Source organism: Microbacterium koreense (assembly GCF_042677105.1).
GTDB classification, from domain to species: Bacteria; Actinomycetota; Actinomycetes; order Actinomycetales; family Microbacteriaceae; genus Microbacterium; species Microbacterium koreense.
Genome location: NZ_JBHTIM010000001.1, coordinates 1,764,401 through 1,787,467, shown reverse-complemented (window position 1 = coordinate 1,787,467; position 23,067 = coordinate 1,764,401). Strand labels below are relative to the sequence as shown.

Annotated in this window: 22 protein-coding genes and 2 tRNA genes; 7 read left to right on the top strand and 17 right to left on the bottom strand. The window is 67.8% G+C overall.

Going from position 1 to position 23,067, the window contains the following annotated elements; genetic code table 11:
• Positions 1-4 precede the first annotated feature (4 nt).
• The 7 genes from ACFQZV_RS08325 to ACFQZV_RS08295 all read right to left on the bottom strand — a co-directional run bounded on the left by ACFQZV_RS08325 (position 5) and on the right by ACFQZV_RS08295 (position 7,614).
• Positions 5-1,096: a D-alanine--D-alanine ligase family protein gene (locus ACFQZV_RS08325; protein ID WP_378749845.1), complete on the bottom strand. Its 1,092-nt coding sequence runs from the start codon at positions 1,094-1,096 to the stop codon at positions 5-7.
• Positions 1,002-2,132 (bottom strand): NAD(P)H-dependent glycerol-3-phosphate dehydrogenase, encoded by a 1,131-nt coding sequence (locus ACFQZV_RS08320; RefSeq protein ID WP_378749847.1) that lies wholly within the window; start codon positions 2,130-2,132, stop codon positions 1,002-1,004. Before ACFQZV_RS08320 ends, ACFQZV_RS08325 begins: the two co-directional genes overlap by 95 nt.
• Positions 2,122-2,925, bottom strand: a complete 804-nt coding sequence (locus ACFQZV_RS08315) for a lysophospholipid acyltransferase family protein (protein WP_378749849.1) — start codon at positions 2,923-2,925, stop codon at positions 2,122-2,124. The genes ACFQZV_RS08320 and ACFQZV_RS08315 overlap by 11 nt, the downstream gene beginning before the upstream one ends.
• Positions 2,891-4,255, bottom strand: a complete 1,365-nt coding sequence (gene murA / locus ACFQZV_RS08310; protein WP_378749851.1) for a UDP-N-acetylglucosamine 1-carboxyvinyltransferase — start codon at positions 4,253-4,255, stop codon at positions 2,891-2,893. The genes ACFQZV_RS08315 and murA overlap by 35 nt, the downstream gene beginning before the upstream one ends.
• A 49-nt stretch (positions 4,256-4,304) precedes the next feature.
• Positions 4,305-4,901, bottom strand: coding sequence for a 3-isopropylmalate dehydratase small subunit (gene leuD, locus ACFQZV_RS08305; RefSeq protein WP_378749853.1), 597 nt, complete (start codon positions 4,899-4,901; stop codon positions 4,305-4,307).
• 1 nt (position 4,902) lies between these two features.
• Positions 4,903-6,357 carry a 3-isopropylmalate dehydratase large subunit gene (gene leuC, locus ACFQZV_RS08300; RefSeq protein WP_378749854.1) on the bottom strand — a complete coding sequence of 485 codons (1,455 nt, stop codon included), beginning with the start codon at positions 6,355-6,357 and terminating at the stop codon, positions 4,903-4,905.
• Between the two features lie 150 nt (positions 6,358-6,507).
• Positions 6,508-7,614 carry a TerC family protein gene (locus ACFQZV_RS08295; protein WP_378749856.1) on the bottom strand — a complete coding sequence of 369 codons (1,107 nt, stop codon included), beginning with the start codon at positions 7,612-7,614 and terminating at the stop codon, positions 6,508-6,510.
• Between the two features lie 279 nt (positions 7,615-7,893).
• On the opposite strand from ACFQZV_RS08295, the gene ACFQZV_RS08290 reads away from it, so the two are divergent.
• Complete coding sequence (locus ACFQZV_RS08290) at positions 7,894-8,442, top strand: RNA polymerase sigma factor (protein ID WP_378749858.1); 549 nt, start codon at positions 7,894-7,896, stop codon at positions 8,440-8,442.
• A complete protein-coding gene (locus ACFQZV_RS08285; RefSeq protein WP_378749860.1) occupies positions 8,439-9,515 on the top strand; it encodes a DUF4349 domain-containing protein in 1,077 nt (358 codons plus the stop codon). The genes ACFQZV_RS08290 and ACFQZV_RS08285 overlap by 4 nt, the downstream gene beginning before the upstream one ends.
• A 62-nt stretch (positions 9,516-9,577) precedes the next feature.
• Here ACFQZV_RS08285 and ACFQZV_RS08280 read toward each other — a convergent pair.
• Positions 9,578-9,653 (bottom strand) — tRNA-Glu (locus tag ACFQZV_RS08280).
• A gap of 96 nt (positions 9,654-9,749) precedes the next feature.
• On the opposite strand from ACFQZV_RS08280, the gene ACFQZV_RS08275 reads away from it, so the two are divergent.
• Entirely contained in the window at positions 9,750-10,388 is a 639-nt protein-coding gene (locus tag ACFQZV_RS08275) for an MBL fold metallo-hydrolase (RefSeq protein WP_378749862.1), read from the top strand.
• Between the two features lie 78 nt (positions 10,389-10,466).
• Here the strand turns inward: ACFQZV_RS08275 and ACFQZV_RS08270 are convergent, their stop codons facing one another.
• Genes ACFQZV_RS08270 through ACFQZV_RS08255 form a run of 4 tightly spaced genes read right to left on the bottom strand, consistent with a single transcriptional unit; the run spans position 10,467 to position 14,544 of the window.
• Entirely contained in the window at positions 10,467-10,736 is a 270-nt protein-coding gene (locus tag ACFQZV_RS08270; protein WP_378749864.1) for an HPr family phosphocarrier protein, read from the bottom strand.
• 18 nt (positions 10,737-10,754) lie between these two features.
• A complete protein-coding gene (locus ACFQZV_RS08265) occupies positions 10,755-12,797 on the bottom strand; it encodes a PTS fructose transporter subunit IIABC (protein WP_378749866.1) in 2,043 nt (680 codons plus the stop codon).
• 35 nt (positions 12,798-12,832) lie between these two features.
• Complete coding sequence (locus tag ACFQZV_RS08260) at positions 12,833-13,768, bottom strand: 1-phosphofructokinase family hexose kinase (protein WP_378749868.1); 936 nt, start codon at positions 13,766-13,768, stop codon at positions 12,833-12,835.
• On the bottom strand, positions 13,765-14,544 hold the full coding sequence (locus ACFQZV_RS08255; protein WP_378749870.1) for a DeoR/GlpR family DNA-binding transcription regulator: 780 nt from the start codon (positions 14,542-14,544) through the stop codon (positions 13,765-13,767). The genes ACFQZV_RS08260 and ACFQZV_RS08255 overlap by 4 nt, the downstream gene beginning before the upstream one ends.
• A gap of 261 nt (positions 14,545-14,805) precedes the next feature.
• Between ACFQZV_RS08255 and ACFQZV_RS08250 the strand changes: the two genes are divergently transcribed.
• Positions 14,806-15,168 (top strand): hypothetical protein, encoded by a 363-nt coding sequence (locus ACFQZV_RS08250; RefSeq protein WP_378749872.1) that lies wholly within the window; start codon positions 14,806-14,808, stop codon positions 15,166-15,168.
• 85 nt (positions 15,169-15,253) lie between these two features.
• Here the strand turns inward: ACFQZV_RS08250 and ACFQZV_RS08245 are convergent, their stop codons facing one another.
• Complete coding sequence (locus ACFQZV_RS08245) at positions 15,254-15,931, bottom strand: DUF2461 domain-containing protein (protein WP_378749874.1); 678 nt, start codon at positions 15,929-15,931, stop codon at positions 15,254-15,256.
• 55 nt (positions 15,932-15,986) lie between these two features.
• Positions 15,987-16,697 carry a lysophospholipid acyltransferase family protein gene (locus ACFQZV_RS08240; RefSeq protein WP_378749876.1) on the bottom strand — a complete coding sequence of 237 codons (711 nt, stop codon included), beginning with the start codon at positions 16,695-16,697 and terminating at the stop codon, positions 15,987-15,989.
• A 49-nt stretch (positions 16,698-16,746) separates the two neighbouring features.
• Here ACFQZV_RS08240 and ACFQZV_RS08235 point away from each other — a divergent pair, with 49 nt between their 5' ends.
• On the top strand, positions 16,747-17,718 hold the full coding sequence (locus ACFQZV_RS08235) for an aminoglycoside phosphotransferase family protein (protein ID WP_378749878.1): 972 nt from the start codon (positions 16,747-16,749) through the stop codon (positions 17,716-17,718).
• 17 nt (positions 17,719-17,735) lie between these two features.
• Here ACFQZV_RS08235 and ACFQZV_RS08230 read toward each other — a convergent pair whose 3' ends face one another.
• On the bottom strand, positions 17,736-18,371 hold the full coding sequence (locus ACFQZV_RS08230; RefSeq protein WP_378749880.1) for a TetR/AcrR family transcriptional regulator: 636 nt from the start codon (positions 18,369-18,371) through the stop codon (positions 17,736-17,738).
• A gap of 62 nt (positions 18,372-18,433) precedes the next feature.
• Here ACFQZV_RS08230 and ACFQZV_RS08225 point away from each other — a divergent pair, with 62 nt between their 5' ends.
• Together ACFQZV_RS08225 and ACFQZV_RS08220 are read left to right on the top strand one after the other, a co-directional pair.
• Positions 18,434-19,534, top strand: a complete 1,101-nt coding sequence (locus ACFQZV_RS08225) for an ABC transporter permease (protein ID WP_378749882.1) — start codon at positions 18,434-18,436, stop codon at positions 19,532-19,534.
• Positions 19,531-21,321 (top strand): ATP-binding cassette domain-containing protein, encoded by a 1,791-nt coding sequence (locus ACFQZV_RS08220; RefSeq protein WP_378749884.1) that lies wholly within the window; start codon positions 19,531-19,533, stop codon positions 21,319-21,321. Before ACFQZV_RS08225 ends, ACFQZV_RS08220 begins: the two co-directional genes overlap by 4 nt.
• A gap of 84 nt (positions 21,322-21,405) precedes the next feature.
• Here ACFQZV_RS08220 and ACFQZV_RS08215 read toward each other — a convergent pair.
• Both ACFQZV_RS08215 and gltX read right to left on the bottom strand, forming a co-directional pair.
• Positions 21,406-21,477: transfer RNA gene (locus tag ACFQZV_RS08215), tRNA-Gln, on the bottom strand.
• Between the two features lie 69 nt (positions 21,478-21,546).
• A complete protein-coding gene (gene gltX, locus ACFQZV_RS08210) occupies positions 21,547-23,061 on the bottom strand; it encodes a glutamate--tRNA ligase (RefSeq protein ID WP_378749886.1) in 1,515 nt (504 codons plus the stop codon).
• Positions 23,062-23,067 lie beyond the last annotated feature (6 nt).

Sequence of the window (23,067 nt, the reverse complement as noted above, 5' to 3'; positions counted from 1 at the left end):
GCGATCAAGCCGCTCGCGCGAGCCCAGCGTCGATGAGGTCGGTGATCAGCTGGGGATAGGTCATCCCCGACGCGATCCAGCACGTCGGGAACATCGAGATCGGCGTGAACCCGGGCATCGTGTTGACTTCGTTGACGAAGAACTCGGCTCCGGTGAAGAAGAAGTCCACCCGAGCGAGCCCCTCGCCCCCGAGCGCCTCGAAGGCCTGCACGGCGATGCGCTGCATTTCGGCGAGTTCACCGTCGCGAAGATCGGCAGGGCAGACGAGTTCGACGCCGGGCGCGTCGAGGTACTTCGCCTCGAAGTCGTAGAACTCGCGCCCGGTCACGACGATCTCACCGGCGACGCTGACGCGCGGCATCCCCCCGTCGCGCGCCGGCAACACACCGCATTCGATTTCGCGTCCCGAAACGGCTTGTTCCACCAGCACCGTGTCGTCTTCGGCGAAAGCGGTCTCCAGTGCCGCGTCGAGCTCGTCCCACTCCGACACCTTCGACACGCCGACACTCGAGCCCGCGCGGTTCGGTTTGACGAACACGGGCAGTCCCAGCGAGCGGATGCGGCGCGCCCACAGCTCACGATCGCGTGCGAGATCGGCGGGGGTCACGCTCACCCAGGGCACGACGGGCACGCCGGACGCAGCGAGGATGCGCTTGGTGGCGTTCTTGTCCATGCCGATCGCCGACATGAGGACGCCGGCTCCGACGTACGGCAGCCCGAGCAGTTCGAGCATGCCCTGGACCGTTCCGTCTTCGCCGAACCGACCGTGGAGGATCGGGAAGACGACGTCGACGTCGCCGAGTGAGCGCACAGCTCCGTCCGCGTCCACGACACGCAGCTCACGCGAGAGAGCGGAGTCCGGCCACAGAATCCGGGTGCCGTTGTCGATCACCTCGGGAAGCCGATGCGCATCGAGCGCGAACTTCTCGGGATCGTCGTCCTCGAGCACGAAGGCGCCGTCACGGGTGATGCCGACGGGGATCACCCGGAACCGTTCACGGTCAACGGCCCGAAGGACCCCGCCCGCCGTCGCGGAACTGATCGAATGCTCGCTGGAGCGACCGCCAAAGAGCACCGCCACCGCCGGCTTGTCCATTCTGCGTCCTCTCGCCCTTCGGGGTGTCGTCGTCGGTCGTGAGATGCGGGGCGATGTCGCGCGGATCCATGGTGCCGTCCAGCACCATCTTCACCTGTTCGACGATCGGCATCTCGACCCCCACCTCACGCGCGAGCTGGAGGATGGGCGCGACGGATGCCAGGCCCTCCGCGGTCTGGTTCATCTGCTTCACGACGTCGTCGAAGCGGTATCCCTGCCCGAGCAGACGCCCGGCGGTGTTGTTGCGGCTCAGCGGCGACTGGCAGGTCGCGATGAGGTCCCCGAGCCCCGCGAGCCCCTGGAGCGTTTCGGGATGCGCGCCGAACGCGACGGCGAAATCGGTCATCTCGACAAGACCGCGCGTGATGATCGAGGCCTTGGTGTTCTCTCCGTACCCGACGCCGTCGACGATGCCGATCGCGACGGCGATGAGGTTCTTGAGCACGCCGCCGAACTCGGTGCCGATCACGTCGGTGTTGACGAAGGTGCGGAAGTACCCGTTGCGCGCGAGACGGGCGACCGCGTCGGCGGTGTCCTTGCTCGTCGAGGAGATGACGGCGGCCGTCGGCTGCTCCCGCGCGATCTCCAACGCCAGGTTCGGGCCCGACGCGACGGCGATCCGGTCAGGATCGATGTGCAATTCCTGCTCGATGACCTGGCTCATCCGCATGCCGGATCGCCGTTCCACGCCTTTCATGAGCGACACGATGGGGACATCCGACGTCGCCACCAGCGGCCGCACAGCCTTGAGGTTCTGGCGGACGGCTTGACTCGGGATCGACAGATACACCTGCTGCGCGCCCTCGAGCGCCTCGGACAGATGGTGCGTGGCGTGCATCGACCGCGGCAGGTTCACGCCCGGAAGATACTCGCTGTTGCGCTTGGCTTCGTCGATCTCGTGGGCAAGCTCGGCTCGCCGGGCCCACATCGTCACGTGGGCACCACCGTCGGCGAGGATCTTGCCGAAGGTCGTGCCCCAGCTTCCCGCGCCGATGACGGCGACGCGGGGGCGCGCGGCGTCCTGTCTACGACTCAAGGCGACCCGTCTCGTTCTGTCCGTGTTGCGCGGGATTCCATCGCTCTGCCGGTGCCGGCGTTCCGCGCACGTCCGACAGTAGTCCCGCGATGTCGGCCATGACCACGTCGGTCGCCGCGACGAGTTCCGCGGGGCTCACCCGACGGCCGCGGAAGGAATCGATGTCGACCGGGTCTCCGAACCGCACCGTGACGCGACGGCGCAACGGCCACAGCCGGAGCTTGCCGTATCGCGGCATCACTTGCTGGACGCCCCACTGGGCGACCGGGATGAGGGGGATGTCGCCCTCGAGCGCCAGACGCACCGCACCGGTTTTTCCACGCATGGGCCACATCTCGGGGTCGCGCGTCAGTGTGCCCTCGGGATACACGATCACGCCGCGGCCGTGCTCGACGAGCGTCTCGGATGCGGCGAGCGTCTGCTTCGCCGCGGCAGCCGAGGTGTGGCGGGCGACGGGCACCATTCCGGTGGCGCGCAGCGCCCATCCGAGGACCGGAACGCGGAAGAGGCTCTCTTTGGCCATGAACCGCGGTGCACGTCCGGCACGCCAGACCGCGACCGCAACGGCGACGGGGTCGAGCTCCGAGTAATGGTTCGGGGCGACGACATACGCGCCCTCGCGCGGGAGCTTGTGCGCGTCCTGTACGTCGATCTTCAGCATGATCCCCGCGAGGGGGACGACGATGGCCGCGAGCGGCCAGAAGACACTCGGGCGGGACTTCTCCGTCGAAGCCGGGGGTCGTGTGCGGGCCACGTCGCTATCCGATGACGTCGAAGTCGGCGCCGAGCGCATCGAGCTTGGCGAAGAACTTCTCGTAGCCACGCCGGATGATGCCGACGTTGCGGACGGTGGACTCTCCTTCGGCCGCCAAAGCGGCGATCACGTAGCTGTAGCCACCGCGGAGGTCGGGGACCTCGACATCTGCGGCGCGAAGCGGTGTCGCGCCACGGATCACCGCAGCCTGTTCCAGCGCCCGGCGCGGCACACGACGGTCGGGGGCGTCGAGGCCCTGCGGGTGCACGACGATGTCGGCGCCCATCTGGTTGAGCGCGCTGGTGAAGCCCAGCCGGTTCTCGTACACCGTCTCGTGCACGACCGACTCCCCCTCCGCCTGCGTGAGCGCGACGATGAGGGGCTGCTGCCAGTCCGTCATGAACCCGGGGTGCACGTCCGTCTCGACCGTGACGGGACGCAGTGCGCCGCCCCGACGGAACTGGATACCGTCTTCGCGCACATCGAACCATCCGCCGGCTTTGCGGAAGACGTTGAGGAACATCAGCATCTCTTGCTGCTTGGCTCCTCCGACGAAGATGTCACCATCGGTCGCCAGCGCCGCACATGCCCAGGAGGCGGCTTCGTTCCGGTCGAAGATCGCCCGGTGGTCGTAGCCCTGCAGCGAATCCACGCCCTCGATGAGGATGACGCGGTTCGGCTCATAGGAGATGATGGCGCCCATCTTCTGCAGGACGGCGATGAGATCCATGATCTCCGGCTCGATCGCCGCGTTGCGCAGCTCGGTGGTGCCTTTCGCGCGCACCGCCGTCAACAGCACCTGTTCGGTCGCCCCGACGCTCGGGTAGGGCAGCTCGATGTTCGCCCCATGGAGTCCGTCGGGCGCCGTGATCCGGATGCCTTCGTAGCTCTTGTCGACGACGGCGCCGAACGCGCGGAGCGCGTCCATATGGAAGTTGATCGGCCTGTCTCCGATCCGACATCCTCCCAGGTCGGGGATCAGCGCTTCGCCGAGCAGGTGCAGCAACGGGCCGCAGAAAAGGATCGGGATGCGCGAAGCCCCGGCGTGCGCGTCGATCTCCTCGAAGTGAGCGGTGACCGCACCGGACGGGTCCAGCCGGATCGATCCCGCCTCGACACCGTCCTTCACGGTGACACCGTGGACTTCGAGCAGCGAGCGCACGACGTGCACGTCACTGATGTCGGGAACATCGCGCAGCGTGCTGACCGACTCACCCAGGAGCGCAGCGACCATTGCCTTCGTGACGAGGTTCTTCGCCCCCTTCACGTCCACGCGCCCGGTGAGCGGACGCCCGCCTCGGATCGCGAGGACTTCGCCGCGTGCTTCCTGTCCGCCTGCGGACGCAGAGTCGTCGAGAAGGGTCTTCACTCAGGGAACCTCACTTGTTTCTTCGAGGAATGGTGCGGGGAGACCCCCTTCACGGAACGGGAAGTGTCCGCGGGCGCCACGCCTCGCGGCGAGCCTCGAATCGCGCGATCGCATCTTCTTCACGCAGCGTGAGCCCGATGTCGTCGAGCCCCTCGAGAAGCCGCCACCTAGTGTAATCGTCGATCTGGAAGTCGACGCGGAGTTCGCCGATCGACGCGGTGCGCGCCTCGAGGTCGACGGTCATCTTCGCACCGGGGCTCGCCTCGAGCGCAGCCCAGATCGCCTCGAGGTCGGCCTCCGAGATCACTCCGGTGACCAATCCCTGCTTTCCCGCGTTACCCCGGAAGATGTCGGCGAACCGTGGGGAGAGCACCACAGCGAAGCCATAGTCGCGCAAGGCCCACACGGCGTGCTCGCGGCTGGAACCCGTTCCGAAGTCGGGACCCGCGATGAGGATCGAGGCATCGCGGTACGCGTCCTGGTTCAGGACGAAGTCGGGGTCCTGCCGCCAACTGGCGAAGAGGGCATCGTCGAAGCCGGTCTTGGTGACGCGCTTGAGGTATACCGCAGGGATGATCTGGTCGGTGTCCACCGCCGAACGCTTCAGCGGTGCGGCCACGCCGGTGTGGGTCGTGAACTTCTCCATGTCAGGCCCCGACCTTCTCGTGCGCCGGCAGGTCACTGGGGCTCGCCAGTCGCCCGGTGACGGCAGTGGCTGCCGCGACGAGTGGAGAAACCAGGTGCGTTCGACCGCCCTTGCCCTGGCGGCCCTCGAAGTTGCGGTTCGACGTCGACGCGCAGCGCTCACCGGGAGCGAGCTGATCGGGGTTCATGCCGAGACACATCGAGCACCCGGCGAAACGCCACTCGGCGCCGAAATCGGTGATGATCTTGTCAAGACCCTCGGCCTCGGCTTCGAGCCGGACGCGTGCCGAGCCCGGCACCACCATCACCCGCACGCCGTCGGCCTTCGTTCGGCCCTCGACGATCGAGGCGAACGCCCGGAGATCCTCGATGCGACTGTTGGTGCACGAACCCATGAACACCGCATCGACGGGGACGTCCTTGAGCGGCGTGCCCGGCACGAGGTCCATGTACTCGATCGCGCGTTCCGCGGCGGCGCGCTCGTTCGGGTCGTCGAACGACTCCGGGGCCGGGACGACACCCGACAGAGACACGCCCTGACCCGGGTTCGTGCCCCAGGTGACGAACGGTTCGAGCTCGCTCGCATCGAGGAACACCTCAGCGTCGTAGACGGCACCCTCATCTGACGGCAGTGTTCGCCAGTAGGCGACGGCGTCGTCCCAGTCCTGTCCCGACGGAGCGTGCGGGCGCCCCTGCAGGTAGGCGAAGGTCGTCTCATCCGGAGCGACCATGCCGGCGCGGGCACCGGCTTCGATCGACATGTTGCACATCGTCATGCGACCCTCCATCGAGAGGGAGCGGATGGCACTTCCGCGGTACTCGAGCACGTAGCCCTGGCCCCCGTTGGCACCGATCTTCGCGATGATCGCGAGGATGATGTCCTTCGCAGTGACGCCGGGCTTCAGCTCGCCTTCGACGGTGATCGCCATCGTCTTGAACGGGGTGAGCGGGAGCGTCTGCGTCGCCAGGACGTGCTCGACCTCGCTGGTTCCGATTCCGAACGCCATCGCGCCGAAGGCGCCGTGGGTCGAGGTGTGCGAGTCACCGCAGACCACGGTGATTCCGGGCATTGTGAGGCCCAATTGGGGACCGACGACGTGGACGATTCCCTGCTCCTTGTCGCCGAGAGGGTGAAGGCGAACCCCGAACTCGTCGGCGTTGCGCCGGAGGGTCTCGATCTGCGTACGGCTGGTCGGATCGGCGATCGGCTTGTCGATGTCGATCGTCGGCGTGTTGTGGTCTTCCGTGGCGATGGTGTGCTCGAGGCGGCGGACCGGACGACCCTCGGCGCGAAGGCCGTCGAAAGCCTGCGGGCTCGTGACCTCGTGGACGAGGTGCAGGTCGATGTAGATCAGATCGGGGCGTCCGTCTTCGCCCTTGACGACGACGTGGTCGTCCCACACCTTCTCGGCCAGCGTGCGCGGACGCTCGGGAATGCCGGAATCGGTCGTGTTCATGCTGTGCGTTCTCCTCGGTGGGATGCGGCCGCGTGCGGACTCCGCGACGAGGACGGCCTTCGGATTACGAGGTCTCGTCGCGGCCGCTAAGGAGCAGGCGAGCGAAGCGCATCGGCCCAGATTACCACCGGGGCGGGCGCCACTGGCCCGTCAGTGCTCGTCCGGGGAGGGCGGTGTGTCGACCGTCGGCGGGGTGCCCTTCTCGTCGGCGACCGTCTCGGCGGCGGACTCGACCTGAGGAGCCGGGCCGACGCCATCGTCGCTCGTGCCCGGCGCTGCGCGCCGTTCGCGCGCCGACGCGATCAGGCTCGCCACGGTCGCCACCGACATGGCGACCACGATGACCGCCAGCGACATCATCGTCGAGATGTCGGGGATCCACTCGATGTGCTCGCCTCCGTTGATGAAGGGCAGCTCGTTCTCGTGGGCGGCATGGAGGATCAGCTTCACCCCGATGAAGGCAAGGATGAACGCGATGCCGTAGTGCAGGTACCGCAGCCGATCCAGGAGTCCCCCGAGCAAGAAGTACAGCTGCCGCAGCCCCATCAGCGCGAAGATGTTCGCGGTGAAAACGATGAACGCACTCTGCGTGATGCCGAAGATCGCCGGGATCGAATCGAGCGCGAACAGCAGATCGGTCGCACCGATCGCCACGAAGACGATGATCATCGGTGTCCACATCTTCTTGCCGTCGTAGACGGTGCGCAGCTTCGCCCCGTCGTACTCGGGCGCGATGTCGACCGTGCGGCGCAGCATCCGTACGATCAGGTTCTCTTTTTGGACGTCGGCGTGATCATCCTTGGGGAACGCCTGCCGCCACGCCGTCCAGATGAGGAAAACGCCGAAGAGATAGAAGATCGGCAAGAAGTTCTCGATGATCGCGGCACCGGCGAGGATGAAAAGTCCGCGCAGCACGAGCGCGATGATGATCCCGACCATGAGCACTTCTTGCTGATACCGCCGCGGCACCGCGAACTGGCTCATGATGAGCACGAAAACGAAGAGGTTGTCGATGGACAAGCTGTACTCGGTGAGCCACCCCGCGATGAATTGCCCGGCATACTCCCCTCCCGCGAACACCCACATCAGGCCCGCGAAGATGAGCGCCAGCGTCACATAGAACACGACCCACAGTGTCGACTCGCGTGTCGACGGGATGTGCGGGCGCTTGAGGATGATCAGCAGGTCGGCGATGAGGATCAGGGTCAGCGTGACGAGCGATCCGATCTCGAACCACAACGGCAGAGCGAGGTCCATGGAGGCCTTTCAAAAGATCGCGGGAGTGTACGGCAGTCGCCGAGAGTCTCTCCCCGCGGCATCGGCGGCTCGCGGTAGGTCCCCGGGGCTGCTCTCGGCGAAGCCCGTGATGACGAGGACGAACTGTCGGGATACTCCCTCTCGCTCGTAAAAGGGTACAGGCCCGGATGCGGCAACCCGGTCGTCGTGAGACGATCCCGCCCGGTCCGACACCTGGGGAGTGAGAGACAATGAACCACCGCGAGGGGCGTTTCGCGTCGCGCGGGATGAGAGGAACGCATGCGGGATCCGCGCAGCGACGCGACGCTCGTGGCCGAGGCCGCGAACGGGAGCGAGCATGCGTTCGCCGCGCTGTACCGCGCGTATGTACGACCGGTGTACTGGATCGCCCACGGGTTGGTCGGCAGCACCGACGCGGAGGACGTCACGCAGGAGACCTTCGTGGTGGCCTGGCGAAAACTACCCGGAATGCAGTTGGCGGGCGAATCGCTCCTGCCCTGGCTCGCGACGATCTGTCGTTTCCAGTGCGCCAACCGTGTCCGCGCGCAGCGCCGAGATCGAGAGCACACCGCCGCGGCCGCCGACGAGAGCCTGCCCTCCACCGTCGACGTCGAACAGCAGGTCATCGGCGATGCGCTGGCCGACCGCATCCTGCACGAAATCGGTGAGCTCAGCGAGATCGACCGTTCGATCTTCCGCCTCTGCACGGTAGAGGGCTACGCGTACGAAGCCGCCGCTTCCGAACTGGGCGTCACCCACGCGGTCGTCCGCAACCGTCTCTCCCGCATCCGCACGCGCCTGCGGAACGCCGTCGAGGAGACCTCATGAACCGCACGCACGACGACATCCAGCTTCCCGACCTCGACGACGAGCGCGTCGACGTGATCGAACGACGGGTGTTCGCGCAGATCGCCGACGAGCGCACACGCGCCCGCTCCCGCCAGCGGCGACGCAGCCGCGGATGGATGATCGGCGGGGTCGCCGCCGCCGTCATCGCCGTGGCCGCCCTCATCGCGCCGAGCATCGGGGGCCTCGTCGGCACGACATCGTCGGGCGATACGGCTGTCATGCCCGCCGTCGATGGCGGCGTCGATGTCGGGGAGATCGTCATCGGCGGTACGTCCGAAGGCGCCGACGCGGCCGAGGAGTCCGCGGTCGCTCCGGAGGGTGAGATCGCTGAGCGGGACATCATCGCGAATGCCTCGGCGCATCTGGTCGCCGACGATGTGATCCGCGCCACGGACGCGATCGCCGATGCCGCGCGCGACCGCGGCGGCTACGTCGAATCGCTTCAGGTGGGAACGATGTACGTCACAGACATCGTGGATTCCACTTCGGGTTCCGCGATCACATCGCCGACCGAGCCGGCAGACACCGCCTGGGTGAGCGTTCGTGTGCCCGCCGCCGACCTGGAGGACATGCTCCGAGAGCTTCCCGCCATCGGCGAGGTCACCACCTCGTCGATCGACCGCACAGACGTGACCGCGCAGACCGTGGACCTCGAAGCGCGTCTGGCGGCAGCCCGCGCCTCTGTCGAGCGCCTCAGCGAACTGATGGGCGAGGCCGGCGACCTGTCGGATCTCATCGCCGCCGAAGCGGCCCTCGCCGAACGTCAGGCGATCGTCGAGTCATACGAGCGCGAGGTGGAGATGCTCGCAGACCAGGTGGCGATGTCGACACTGTCGGTGTCGATCACCTCCCCCGCCGACACCGTCGAGGCCGACCCGGCAGGGTTCGTCGACGGTCTGGCCGCGGGGTGGAACGGCCTCATTGCAACCGTGAACGGCCTGGTGATCGCGTTCGGTTTCATGATCCCGTGGCTGGGCGTGCTCGCGGTGGCGGGCGCCGCGGTGTGGGTCATCCTGCGACTCGTGCGCCGACGCCGCGCGTCACGCACCTGATCGGAGGGATGAAGAAGCCCCCGGCGCCTGTTTGTTCCAAGCAACCGGGGGCTTCTTCGTGTTGGTGACCCCAGCGGGATTCGAACCCGCGTTACCGCCGTGAGAGGGCGGCGTACTAGGCCGCTATACGATGGGGCCTCAGCACAACCGTTCAAGTATGACATGTGCACGCACGCGCGCCAAATCGGGGCGGGTGTGCTTGCCGAGCCTGCGCGGGGACGATTGACTCGAGTCATGCGAGTCACGAAACACGAACATGCCGCGTTGCGCATCGACCACGAAGGCCGCACGCTCCTCATCGATCCGGGCTCGTTCACGCTCCCGCTCGACGACCTCTCCACGGTGGTCGCCGTCGTCCTGACGCACGAGCATCCGGACCATTGGACCGCCGATCATCTGAACCGCATCCGCCGCGCCGCGCCGGATGTCCCGATCTACGGGCCCGACGGCGTCGCCCGCAGCGCGGTGGAGTTCGACGTCACTGTCGTCGCGCCGGGCGACACGGTCGAGATCGCACCGTTCACGCTCGAGTTCTTCGGCGGGCGCCATGCCGTCATCCACGAGACGCTCCCGGCCATCGACAACGTGGGGGTGCTGGTCAACGGTCGCTTCTACTACCCGGGCGACTCTTACGCGGTACCCAAGGGCGTCGATGTCGACCTCCTCGCGGCACCACTGGGCGCCCCCTGGCTGAAGATCGGCGAAGCGATGGATTTCGTGCTCGCCGTCTCTCCGCGCCGCGCCTTCGGCACCCACGACATGACACTGTCCACGATCGGGCGTGACATGCATCGGGCGCGCCTGACCTGGGCGACCGAGCAGGGCGGTGGTGAATTCCTCGCCCTCGACCCGGGCGACTCGGCCGACGTCTGAACCGGCGGGCGCGTACACAGAACGACGGATGCCGCGGCGGCTTCGGCCCGCGGCATCCGTCGTCTGTCGGAAGGCGTGTTACTCGGCGTCGAGGTCGGTCTCGAGCAGGGTGACCAGCTCGTCGAGCGCCTGCTCGGCACCCTCGCCCTCAGCCTTGAGCGTCACCACCGTGCCCTGACCGGCACCCAATCCCATGAGGGTGAGGATGCTGCCGGCGTTGAGGTCCTTGCCACCCTCGACGGCGATCGTCACCGGCACGGGCTTGGACTGCACGGCCTGCACGAAGAGCTTCGCGGGTCGCGCGTGCAGGCCTGAGCTGCTCGCAACCGTCGCTTGACGTTCTGCCATGGTGTTCCCCCTCGGGTCTCAGACGGCTACGGCCGTCGCGGCTGAGGCTTCTGCCTCATCGAGTTCCTTGCGGCCCACCCACTTCTTGAGCGCGACGACCGCGAGTGCACTCACGACCGTACCGGCAACGAGGGCAAGCAGGAATCCCCACAAGGGGTTGATCGCGAACGCGACCCAGATGCCACCATGCGGAGCGAGCGACTGGACACCGAAGAGCATGCTGAGCGCACCGGTCACCGCGCCACCGACCATCGACGCCGGGATGACGCGCAACGGGTCGGCCGCAGCGAACGGGATCGCACCCTCACTGATGAACGAGGCCCCCAACAGCCACGCTGCGACACCGTTCTCGCGCTCGACGGGGGTGAACAGGGGCCGAGCGAGGATCGTCGATGCCAAGGCCAAGGCAAGGGGCGGCACCATTCCCGCGGTCATGACAGCCGCCATGATGAGGTACGGCGTCGGGTTCTCCGGCGAACCGGCCGAGAGTCCGGCGACGGCGAACGCGTAGGCGACCTTGTTGACGGGACCGCCCAGGTCGAAGCACATCATCAGACCGAGGATGACGCCGACGATCACGATGCCCGCTCCGCCGGCGAGGTTGTTGAGTCCGTCGTTCATGAGTTCCATGAGCGAGGCGATCGGACGACCGAGCAGGAGGATCATCAGGCCCGATGCGACGATCGAGGCCACGAGCGGGATGATCACGACCGGCATGAGTCCCCGCAACCACCGTGGTGCGTCGAACCGGCCGAGCCACCACGCCACGACACCGGCCAGCAGACCACCGATGATGCCGCCGATGAATCCGGCGTTCATGAGCACCGCCACAGCACCGGCCACGAACCCGGGGGCGATTCCCGGTCGATCGGCGATCGCGAAGGCGATGTACCCGGCCAGTGCGGAGACGAGGAAGCCCATCGATGTCGCACCGATCATGAAAGCGACGGCACCGAGGTACTGCCCGAGGGCACCGAACGGCGACGTGCCGTCGACGGGAGGCAGGTCCCACAGCGAGTACTGGGTGATGACCGTGCCGGCGTTCGCCGTGACCTCGAACCCCCCGATCGCGAAGCCGATCGCGATCAGCAGTCCACCGCCGGCGACGAACGGGATCATGTAGCTCACACCGGTGAGCAGGATCCGCTGGATGTTCGCACCCCATGACAGCTTCGAGGTCGACGTCGAGGCTGTCGCCGTCGCGCCGCCCGAGGGGACGCGCGCAGCAGCCGGATCGTCGACCGCAGCGAGAGCCTCGGCCACGAGCGCATCGGCACGCTCGATTCCGGCCTTGACGCCGACACGCACGACGGGCTTGCCCGCGAAGCGATGCTGCTCGCGCACGTCGACATCGTTGGCGAAGATCACGGCGTCGGCGTCGTCGATCACCGACTGCGGCAACGCCTTGTAGCCGCTCGAACCCTGCGGTTCGACGATGAGGTCGACCCTCGCCTTCTTGCCGGCGGCGGTGAGCGCATCCGCCGCCATGAAGGTGTGGGCGATGCCGGTCGCACAAGAGGTGACGGCCACGATACGGGCCGGACGCCCGTCGATCTGCGGACCCGAAGGGGTCGCCTCCGGCGCGGACTGGGCTGGCGCTGCCGCAGGTGCGTCGCCGATCGCGCCGCGCACGATCTGGACGACCTCGTCGGCCGACTGCGCCGCACGCAAGCCGGCGAGGAAGTCTTCCTGCATGAGGCTGCGGGCAAGCTTCGACAGCACGGCGAGGTGCGCTTCGGCTGCTGTGTCGGGCGCGGCGATGAGGAACACGAGATCGGCGGGGCCGTCCGTCGCCCCGAACTCGACGCCGGGGTTCAGTCGCGCGAAGGCGAGCGACGGCTCGGTGACGGCGGCACTCTTGGCGTGCGGGATGGCGATGCCGCCGGGAAGCCCGGTTTCGTCCTTCTCTTCGCGGGCCCACGCGTCGGCGAAGAGCGCGTCGGCATCCGTCGCCCGCCCCTCGGCGACGACCCGCGCCGCAAGGGCGCGGATGACCGCCTGTTTGTCTGCGCCGAGCGAGACGTCGAGACTGACGAGCTCGGGGGTGATGATCTCGGACACGAGGACCTCCTTGGTCGTGGTGAGATGTGTGGGTGTCAGGCCTGGATGACGGAGATGTCGCCGTCGGGCAGGTCGGCGGGAGTGGGTGGTTGGGTGCCGGGCATCGAAGCGGCGGCAGCGCCGTAGCGGACGGAGAGTTCGAGCGCGGATGCGGCACCGCGCGACTCGCCGAGCAGATACCCGGCGAGCGAACTGTCACCGGCGCCGACGGTGCTGGCGACCGAGATCCGCGGCGGACGGGCGTGCCAGGCGCCGTCGGCGTTGACGAGCACGGCTCCGGCTGCCCCGAGGGTGATGAGGGCCGTGCCGACCTGCGCGGGCACGAGGGCGCGTGCGACGTCGACGATTTCGGCGATCGGTGCATCATCGTCGAGGTCACCGCCGACGAGGTCGGCGAGTTCCTCGGCGTTCGGCTTGATCAGATCGGGGCGCGCCTCGGCGACGACGGCGCTGAGCGGCGTGCCCGACGTGTCGACGGCGATCCGCGGCGCGCGATCTCCGAGGGACTCACGCACGCGCGAGATCACACGGACGTAGAAAGCGTCGCCCAGCCCCGGTGGCAACGACCCGGCAAGAACCAGCCAGCGCGCGTCCGCGCTCACCTCGGCGATGGCCGACATCAGAGCCTCGCCCTCGGCATCGGTGAGCGTGGCGCCGGGCAAGTTGAGCTTCGTCGTCACGCCGCGCGGGTCCGTGATGGCGAGGTTCGCGCGCGCGGCTCCGGCCACGGGGACGGCGTGCGTGGGCACGCCGGCGGCGCGGAGTGGAGTCGCGAACGGGTCGTCATCGGCGAGCGGCAGCACCGCAAGCGCTCCGGTGCCGGCGGCGGCTATGACGCGCGCGACGTTGACGCCCTTTCCCCCGGCGTCTTCGCGCTGCGAGAGCGCGGGCTGAACCTCGCCGGGACGCAGACCGTCCGCGAGCGCGACGGTGCGATCCAGTGATGGGTTGGCGGTGAATGTCACGATCATGCGGTCCACACCTCCACGTGGGCTTCGGCGAGCGCACCCTGCAGGCGGGCATCAGGCACGGCATCCGTGACGAGAACATCGATCTCATCGAGTCGCGCGAACGACACGAGCAGCTCACGACCGAGCTTCTCGGCGTCGGCGACGACGATCACTCGACGCGCCGCGCGGACGATGGCCGACTTCACTGCGGCTTCCTCGGGGTCGGGAGTGCTGATTCCGAAGTCTGCCGAGACACCGTTGGCACCGATGAACGCGATGTCGGGGCGAAGACGCCCGATCGCCCGCACGGTGTCGGCGCCCACGGCGGCGGCGGTGAGCCCGCGAACCCGCCCCCCGATCAGGGTGAGCGAGGTCTGGGGCGTCAGCGCGAGCGTGTTCGCGATGGGGAGCGAGTGTGTGACCACGTCGATCGGCGTGGCGCTCAGCCGCGGTGCGAGGGATGCAGCGACCGCTGCCGTCGTGGTTCCTGCGTCGAGGAACACCGATCCGTGGAAGCCATCGTCGAACGCGGCAAGCGCGCGGCGTGCGATCGCGGCTTTCTCGGGCGCATGGCGGTGTATGCGCTCGCTCAGCGCCGTCTCGGTCGTGCTCGGGCGTTCCGCGGCAACCGCTCCCCCGTGCACCCGGCGCAGGGCACCGGTCGTCTCGAGCTGGTCGAGGTCTCGCCGGATGGTCTCGGTGGTGACATCGAAACGGCGGGCGAGGTCGACGACGCTGACGCGGCCTTCTTCGGCGAGGATTCGCTCGATCGCCTCGTGGCGCTCCGTTGCGTACATATCGGGCCCTTCACTGGGAATTCCCACACGTTACAACACAGTCCCACACAAAACAAGACCCGAAAGCCTGTGTGCAATGGTCGCGGAGACTCGCGTTCCCTCGGGCGACGCAACCCCAGCCGCGCAACTCCACGAATTCTTGGCGCCCGGCGACCCCTGGGCCCGCCCTGCGCCGATACGCAGCGAATCCGTGGAGTCACGACGGCCTCTCGGGCACGATCTCGCCGCGCGGCCGATCCGACGCCGACTAAGCTGTGCCGCGTGGGCGCACCGGCCGATTGGTATCCGCACCGACGAGACGATGGTGAGCACGTCGGGTGGATCGTCCACGACGTCGGCACGTTCCGCGCCGTCGACCTCCTCGGCCGCACGGTCGGGACGCCTTCGGTGGACTGGGTCGACGCCGAAGATCTCCTCACCGAGCGCGGGATCGGATATCTCGCCGATCGGTACCACCTCCGTTTACCCGACGGAACGGAGCAGCCAATGCGCATCGCAGAAGTGAGCAGCGACGGCATCGTCGTCATCGCGGATGACTTCGGAGCGGCGTCGGCTGTGGGCGCGGCACACGAACGCTTCTCGCTGCCGTTCCCTGCACCAGAGAGTCTCCGGGCCGACCCGTAAGTCATCGCAGGGTGACCATGGCGAGCGACGACGTCGCCGCGACACAGGAGTCGTGAAATTCCGACGTACTCGTTCGCTCGGATGCCTAGCCGCCGGCGCGCCCGCGCCGCGAGGGATGCGCAGCCTCGAGCAGCTCGTCACCGAGGGTCTCGGTCAGCCATGCACACCAGGTCGATACGGTGCGCCAGTCGTCGGCGATGATGTCGTACGCGTCGGGCGTCCACATCCAGTCGGCCGGAGCCTCTCGTCGCCCCACCGCCAGTCGCCTCAGCTGGAGGAGAGGCAGGCGCGGGTGGTCGGTGCGGTAGCCGCGCGGCGCGGTCTTGAGGCTGCCGTCGCGCATCAGCTCGAAGCCCGACCCCCGCAGATCGGCAAGAAGAGCCTCGAGGTCCTCCGCCGTACGCGGGTCATCGACGGCCTCGCGGAAGCGTGCGAGAACGGCGGGTGCAACGTCGTACATCCCCCCGCCCACCATCAGTCCGTCCACGCCCAACTGCACGTAGTGCGCCACCGTCGCACGCGTGACCATGCCGATGTGTAGCTTGTACGGGGCCTTGTCGGCGCTGAAACGCACGTCACGATAGGGGCGGAAGATCTTCACCGCGCCGAACTCGGGTTCCAGTTCTGCGCCCAACGCCTCGAACGGACCGCGCACCGCCGCCTCGTACCGGTGCTTGTTGGCGGCCCACCAGGCCTTCGTGTTGTTCTTCCGCAGCTCGCCGTAGAACGCGACCGCGTCGCGATCGAGTCCGCCGAATCCCATGCGTCGATCGTAGCGAGCGAATGCCGCCAGGACACAGGGCCCGCGCCCACCCGGCTCAGTCGCGCGACGAGGCGTTGACGCTCCCGGACCGCTCCTGCCCGCTCAACTCGGCGATGGCCGCCATCATGCGTTCGGTGATTTCGCGGCGCGCTTTGCCGTCGGGGACCCCGTCGAGGTCGGAGAGGTCCAACGGCTCACCGAACCTCACTTCGAGTCGAGGATGCCCACGCAACAGGTGGCGAAGGGGCTTGGCCGTGCCGGTCCCGATCAGGCCGACCGGCACGACGGCCGCGCCGGTCTCGCGGGCCATCCACGCTGCACCCCCGTGCCCGTCGTGGAGTTTGCCATCACGCGACCGGGTGCCTTCGGGGAACACCGCGAAGACGCTTCCCGCCCGCAGGATGCTGCTTCCCGCATCCAAGGCCGCCCGCGCGTCCCGGCCTGTCGCGCGATACACCGGGACCCCACCGATCGAGGTGAAGAACCAACGCTTGAAACGACCGATCAACCCGGACCCGGTGAAGTAGGACGATTTGATGAGGAACTGCACGGGACGCGACGCCGCTGTCGGGATGATGACGGTATCCAGCGACGCCAGGTGGTTGCTGGCGAGAAGCACCGGTCCGCTGTCGGGGACGTACGCCCGGCCGGTGATCCGGGGGCGGTACATCACCCAGAACAGCGGCCTGAGCACCACCCGCCCGATGAAGTAGACGGCCCCCGGTGTGGGCGCGGGGCTGGGGCTCGACGGGGCGGGCGCAATCACCACGCCACACTACCCGTCGACCGGGCGCGCCCACGCCTAGAGTCGAGGAGTGCCAAACAAGCCCGCCGCGCAGGTCCGAATCGACGCGCAACTCGTGCGACGCTTGCTCTCGGGCATACCGGGCACCGACGAACTGCCTCTCGTCCATGCGGATGACGGCTGGGACTGTTCGATGTGGCGCCTCGGCCACGGCCTCGCGGTGAGACTCCCCCGACGCCCCGAGGCGGTGCCGTTGCTCGCTCACGAAGCACAGGCGCTGGCCGAGGTGGGCGGGATGATCGAGGCGACCGGCATCCGCGTTCCGACACCGATCCATAGCGGCGCACCCGCGGCGGGGTTCCCGTGGCCATGGATGATCGTCCGCTGGATCGACGGATGCCGCGGGCTCGACATCGCCCGTACCGAGCGCACACTGTGGGCGGGATCTCTGGCGCAGGCGCTGCGGGCGCTCCACCGACCCGCGCGCTCGGGTTACCCCGTCAATCCGGTCCGCGGCGGCCCGTTGACAGACCGGGCGGAGGTCGTCGCGCGGCGTTTCTCGCGTGCACGAGACGCGGATGCCGTCGACCCGGCGACGCTCGATGTCGCCGAGCACGCGTGGCGCGAGGCCCTGTCTTCGCCGGCGTGGAGGGGGGCCGCTGTCTGGATCCACGGCGACCTTCATCCCGGGAACGTCATCGCGCAAGGCGGGTCACTGCGCGGCATCATCGACTTCGGCGATGCCACGGCCGGTGATCCGGCCTATGACCTCGCGATCGCATGGCTCGCGTTCGATGCCGCCGGTCGTGCTGCCTTCACGGAGGCGATGCCCCACGTCGACCGCGACACCTGGCTCCGCTCTCGGGGGTGGGCTGCCGCCATCGCCGTCCTTCTCCTGGACAACAGTGATGACGCGCCCGCGTACGCACGGCTTGCGCACGAAGCCCTCGCAGAGATCGCGACCCCGGAGACCCGACGTCTGCAAACGAGATCGGCTGCACACAGCGCAGAATCGCCCGTCGAGGACGGTGACCCTCGGTAAGCGCGGCGAGCGCGGCGTCAGGCGCGCGGCGCTTCGTCGGCCGAGTCGAGCGGTCCGGTGAGGTATCGCTGCAACGTCGCGCCGACGGCCGTGACGAGCTGGTCGAGCGGGATGTCGCGCGCGGCCCCGAACTCCAGCACGTGACGGGTGAGGAACACCCCGAGCACTTGGCTGACGACCAGCCCGGCGCGACGTGACGCCTGCGGGTCGGGCGCCAGCACACCCTCGATCTGGGTGACCATCTCGCGCGAGAAGTAGCTGGCGGCGAGCTTCGACATCCGCTTGCTCCCCACCGCGGCGCGCATGACCGCGACACCCCGGGAACGGAAAGACGGGCTCTCCCACGGGGTGAACGCGGCTCGGGCGATGCGCTCACCTGCGCCGTGGACATCACCCTCGAGCGCGGCGGCGAGCAGGCGACCCGGCTGCGCGGGAGCGCCGACCACGTCCGCGAAGAGGTCGGCTTTCGATCCGAAGTGGTGATGGATCAGCGCGGGGTCGACGCCGGCCCTGTCGGCGATCCCCCGCACGGTCGCGCCGTCGTAACCGTGTGCCCCGAACTCGGTGATCGCCGCCTTGCGGATGCGCGATTTGCCGTCGGGTGTCCCGCCTCGCGGACGTCCACGTCGCCGCGGCACCCCTTCGTCGTCCATGCGACCACGATACGGGGCGTACATGGTTGCAACAATTCATCACACGATGAATAATCTCTGCCATGAGGGCCGTCTTCATCAAGGAATTCCAAGAGCTCGGGCGCGATCGACGCACCCTCGGCATGTTGATCGTCATGCCGCTCTTGCTGCTGATCATCTTCGGCTACGCGGCGAACTTCACCGTCGACTCCTTCGAGGTGACGATCGTCGGTGCCGATGCCGAGAACGTCGAAGCGATGATCGACGAGAACGATGACCTCTCCGATCACCTGGTCATCACCGACGTGGATACCGAGGGGGCGACGAAGGATGCCGTCGACGCACTCCGAGATGGTCGGAGCGATCTCGCGTTCGTCGCCGACGACGCCACCGAGATCACCGTCCTGATCGACGGGTCGAACCTCTTCGCCGCCCAGTCAGCGGAGGTGATGTTCGCTCAGCTCTCCTCGCAGTCTGCGGAGAACCCCCAGGCCCCGAAGATCGATACCGAGATTCTCTTCAACCCCGACCTCAAGACGTCGTGGGTGATGATTCCGGCGATCATCGGCCTGATCCTCACCTTCATCGGCACGATCATCACTTCGATCGGTCTCGTACGCGAGCGGGAGTCGGGCACCCTCGAACAACTCGCCGTCATGCCACTGAGCGCACCCGGCGTGATCCTCGGCAAGGTGTTGCCGTACTTCCTCCTCGCCGCGTTCGACCTCGTGCTCATCGCCGTGCTCGGCATCCTTCTTTTCGATGTGCCGTTTGCGGGCAGCGTCTGGGTCTTCGCTCTCGGGGCGGTCCTGTTCCTCTTCGCCGTCCTCGGGATCGGCGTGCTCATCTCGAGTGTGTCCCAGACATCCGGGCAGGCGATCCAGCTGGCGATGATGACCCTGCTGCCGCAGATCCTGCTCTCGGGCATGATCTTCCCGCTGGAGGCGATGGCGGCGGGCGTGCGGTGGATCGGCTACCTGCTCCCCCTCACCTACTTCACGATGATCTCGCAAGGGGTGATGCTGCGCGCCGCTCCCCTCGATTCGCTGTGGTTGCCGCTGACCGTGCTGGCGATCATGGCCGTGGTGATCTTCGGACTGGCCATCATGCGACTTCATGCGAGCATCTCCCCTGCGAAACCGCGGCGTAGCCTCCGCCGGCACCCGCACGGAGCGGCGTCATGACCGGCGACCTGGGGCTGGAGGACGTCAGCGTCGCGTTCGGCCGATCCACGGCACTCGATGACATCACCCTCGCCGTTCCGCGCGGCGAAGTCACCGCGGTGGTCGGTGGTGACGGCGCCGGCAAGTCCACCCTCCTTCGGGTGCTGGCCTCTCGAATCCGCCCGACATCCGGCCACGTGCGCACCCTGCCCGACAGCTGTCTCGGCTACCAGCCCTCGACGTCCGGCGTGTGGCCCAATCTGACCGTCACTGAGAACCTGCACTTCGTGGGGCGCAGTTTCGGGATGCCCTCTCGCGCCATCCGCGCGCGCGGCGACGAGTTCCTCGAGCGGGCTGGTCTCACCCAGGCTCGTGACCGCCTCGGCTCACAACTGTCGGGTGGCATGCGGCAGAAGCTCGGATTCCTCATGGCGATCCTTCACGAGCCCGATCTCGTGCTCCTCGACGAACCGAGCACGGGGGTCGACCCGGTCAGCCGAGTGGAACTGTGGCGTCTCATCTCACGGACGGCCGTCGGCGACACGGCGGTGCTGATGGCGACGACCTATCTCGACGAGGCGCAGCGCGCGGCATCCGTCACGGCTCTCGAAAGTGGGCATCTCCTCGCCAGCGGCACCCCGGCAGAGATCATCGACGGTGTCCCGGGCATCATCGGGCGCATCGACGACGCTGCGCTGTCATCGAGCGGTCCGACCGATGCAGCGCGGTCCTGGCGGCGCGGCACGACCCGCCACATCTGGGTGCCGGCCGATCTCACCTCGTCCCTCACGCGCGGAACCGTGTCGGCGATCTCCACCGACCTCGAGGACGCGCTCATCGCACTCACGCTGCGCGACTCCCCCGTGAACGGCACGAGCCCTGCCCAGGTCGCCGAGCGCGCACCTGCCGCGCCGGCCGACTCACCGGCCGAGCGCGGTGCCGTGCAGGCTTCCGGCGTCGATGTGACCCGTCGGTTCGGCCGTCACGTCGCGGTCGATGAGGTGTCCTTGGAGGTCCGCGCGGGCGAGATCATCGGGCTGATCGGTGCGAACGGCGCGGGAAAGACGACGTTCCTCCGCACGCTGATCGGCCTCGATCGCCCCGACGGGGGTTCGGTCGAACTCTTCGGCGCGACACCCGATGAGGCCTCGCGCCGTCGGCTGGGCTACGTCCCGCAGGGCCTGGGGCTGTTCCAGACGCTGAGCGTCGAGCAGAACGTGGAGTTCTTCCAGCGCGTCTACGCGTCCGAGTCCGCCGTCGACACGCTTCCGCCATCCCTCCTCCCCGTGAAAGGTCGACCCGTCAAGGAGATCGGCCTCGGACGTCAACGTCAGTTGGCATTCGCCCTCGCTCTCGCCCATCACCCGGAACTGCTCGTGCTCGACGAGCCGACATCGGGGGTGGATCCTCTCGCGCGCGCGCGGCTGTGGGACATCATTCACGCGCAGGCGGATGCCGGGCGTGCCGTGCTCGTGACGACGCACTATCTGCAAGAAGCTGAGCAGTGCACCCGGCTGGCGCTGATGTCGCAGGGGCGTCTGATCGGCTCCGGTACGGTGTCCGATCTCACGGCGGGCGTCCGCGCGGTGCGGGTCGAGTCGGCCGAGTGGCAGAGGGTCTTCACGACGCTGAGCGATGCGGGGTTGCCCACGATGCTTTCGGGCCGCGATGTGCGGGTCGCCGGCGCAGATCCCGACGAGGTACGTCACGCACTGGGCGGCGTCCCGGCGACCGTCAGCGCGGTCGCCCCCACCCTCGAAGAGGTCATGGTGCTGCGCGAGAGCACCCCGGTCACCGCCGCGGCGTAGCCGCATCGCCCCCGCGGGGCGGGACGGGGCACAGGAGCGGCCGCATATGAGAAAACCCCCGCGTGAGCGGGGGTTTCTTCGAAGCTGGGGTACCTGGACTCGAACCAAGAACAACTGAACCAGAATCAGCCGTGTTGCCAATTACACCATACCCCACCGGTTTCGACCGGGGTCGTGCCAAGGGTCGAGTCTAGACGACTCTGCGGCTCTCACCAAACCGAGCCGTCACTCGAGATGGTCGACGAGAGCCCCCAGTCGGCGCAGGGTCGCACTCTTTCCGAGCAGCTCCATCGACTCGAACAACGGCGGCGAAACCCGGCGTCCGCTGACGGCGACGCGTGGCGGACCGTAGGCGACACGAGGCTTGAGACCGAGCCCGTCGATGAGCGCCGTGGACAGCGCCTCCTGCACGGCCGCGGCGGTGAACTCGGTCTCGGGAACCATCTCGAGGGCGCCGACGGATGCGACGAGCACCTCCCCCGCGTTCGCGGGAAGCCCCTTGAGGGCGTCGGCCTGATAGTCGACCTCGTCGACGAAGAGGAAGCCCAGCATGCCGGGCACATCCCCGAGGATCTGGACGCGTTCCTGCACGAGAGGCGCCGCCTCGGCGATCATCTCGTGCTCCTCGGTCGTCGGCACCTCACCGACCACACCGGCATCGACGAGGTAGGGCACGATGCGCTCGGCGAAGTCGCCGGGCTCGAGCATACGGATGTGGTCGCCGTTGATCGACTCGGCCTTCTTCTGGTCGAATCGCGCCGGGTTGGGGTTGACGTCGACGATGTCGAACGCTGCGATGAACTCGTCGAGCGAGAAGACGTCGCGATCGGCGGAGATCGACCATCCCAGCAACGCCAGGTAGTTCAGCAGACCCTCGTGGATGAAGCCGCGTTCGCGGTGCAGGAAGAGGTCGGCTTGCGGATCACGCTTGGAGAGTTTCTTGTTTCCCGTCTCGCCGAGCACGAGCGGCATGTGCCCGAAGCGGGGAACGAACGTCGTGACTCCGGCGTCGATGAGTGCGCTGTAGAGGGCGAGCTGTCGCGCCGTCGAGGGCATGAGGTCCTCGCCTCGGATCACGTGGGTGATGCCCATGAGCGCGTCGTCGACGGGGTTGGTGAAGGTGTAGAGCGGTTGTCCCCCGGCGCGCACGACGACGAAGTCGGGGAACGATCCCGCCGGGAAGGTGACGTCACCGCGAATGAGGTCGACGTAGGTTAGATCTTCGTCGGGCACGCGCAGTCGCCAGGCCGGCTCACGACCTTCGGCCCGGAAGGCGGCCTTCTGCTCATCTGTCAGAGTGCGGTCATGGTTGTCGTAGCCGAGCTGCCTGGCACGTCCCGCCGCTTCGTTTCGCGCGTCGATCTCTTCGGCCGTCGAGTAGCTTTCGTAGACGGCGCCGACGTCGATGAGACGCTGCAGCACGTCGGCGTAGATCTCGCCGCGCTCGGACTGCCGGTAGGGCGCGTGAGGGCCGCCGATGCCGACGCCTTCGTCCCAGTCGATCTTCAGCCAGGTGAGGGCATCGACGAGTTGGCGATAGCTCTCCTCGCTGTCGCGCGCGGCATCGGTGTCTTCGATCCGGAAGATCAGCTTGCCGCCGGTGTGACGTGCGTACGCCCAGTTGTAGAGCGCCGTGCGAACCATGCCGACATGCGGAAGGCCGGTCGGTGACGGACAGAAGCGTACGCGCACGTCGGCTCCCGAAGCAGTCGTGGTGCGGGGATCGGGTGAAGAAGGCATCGCCCT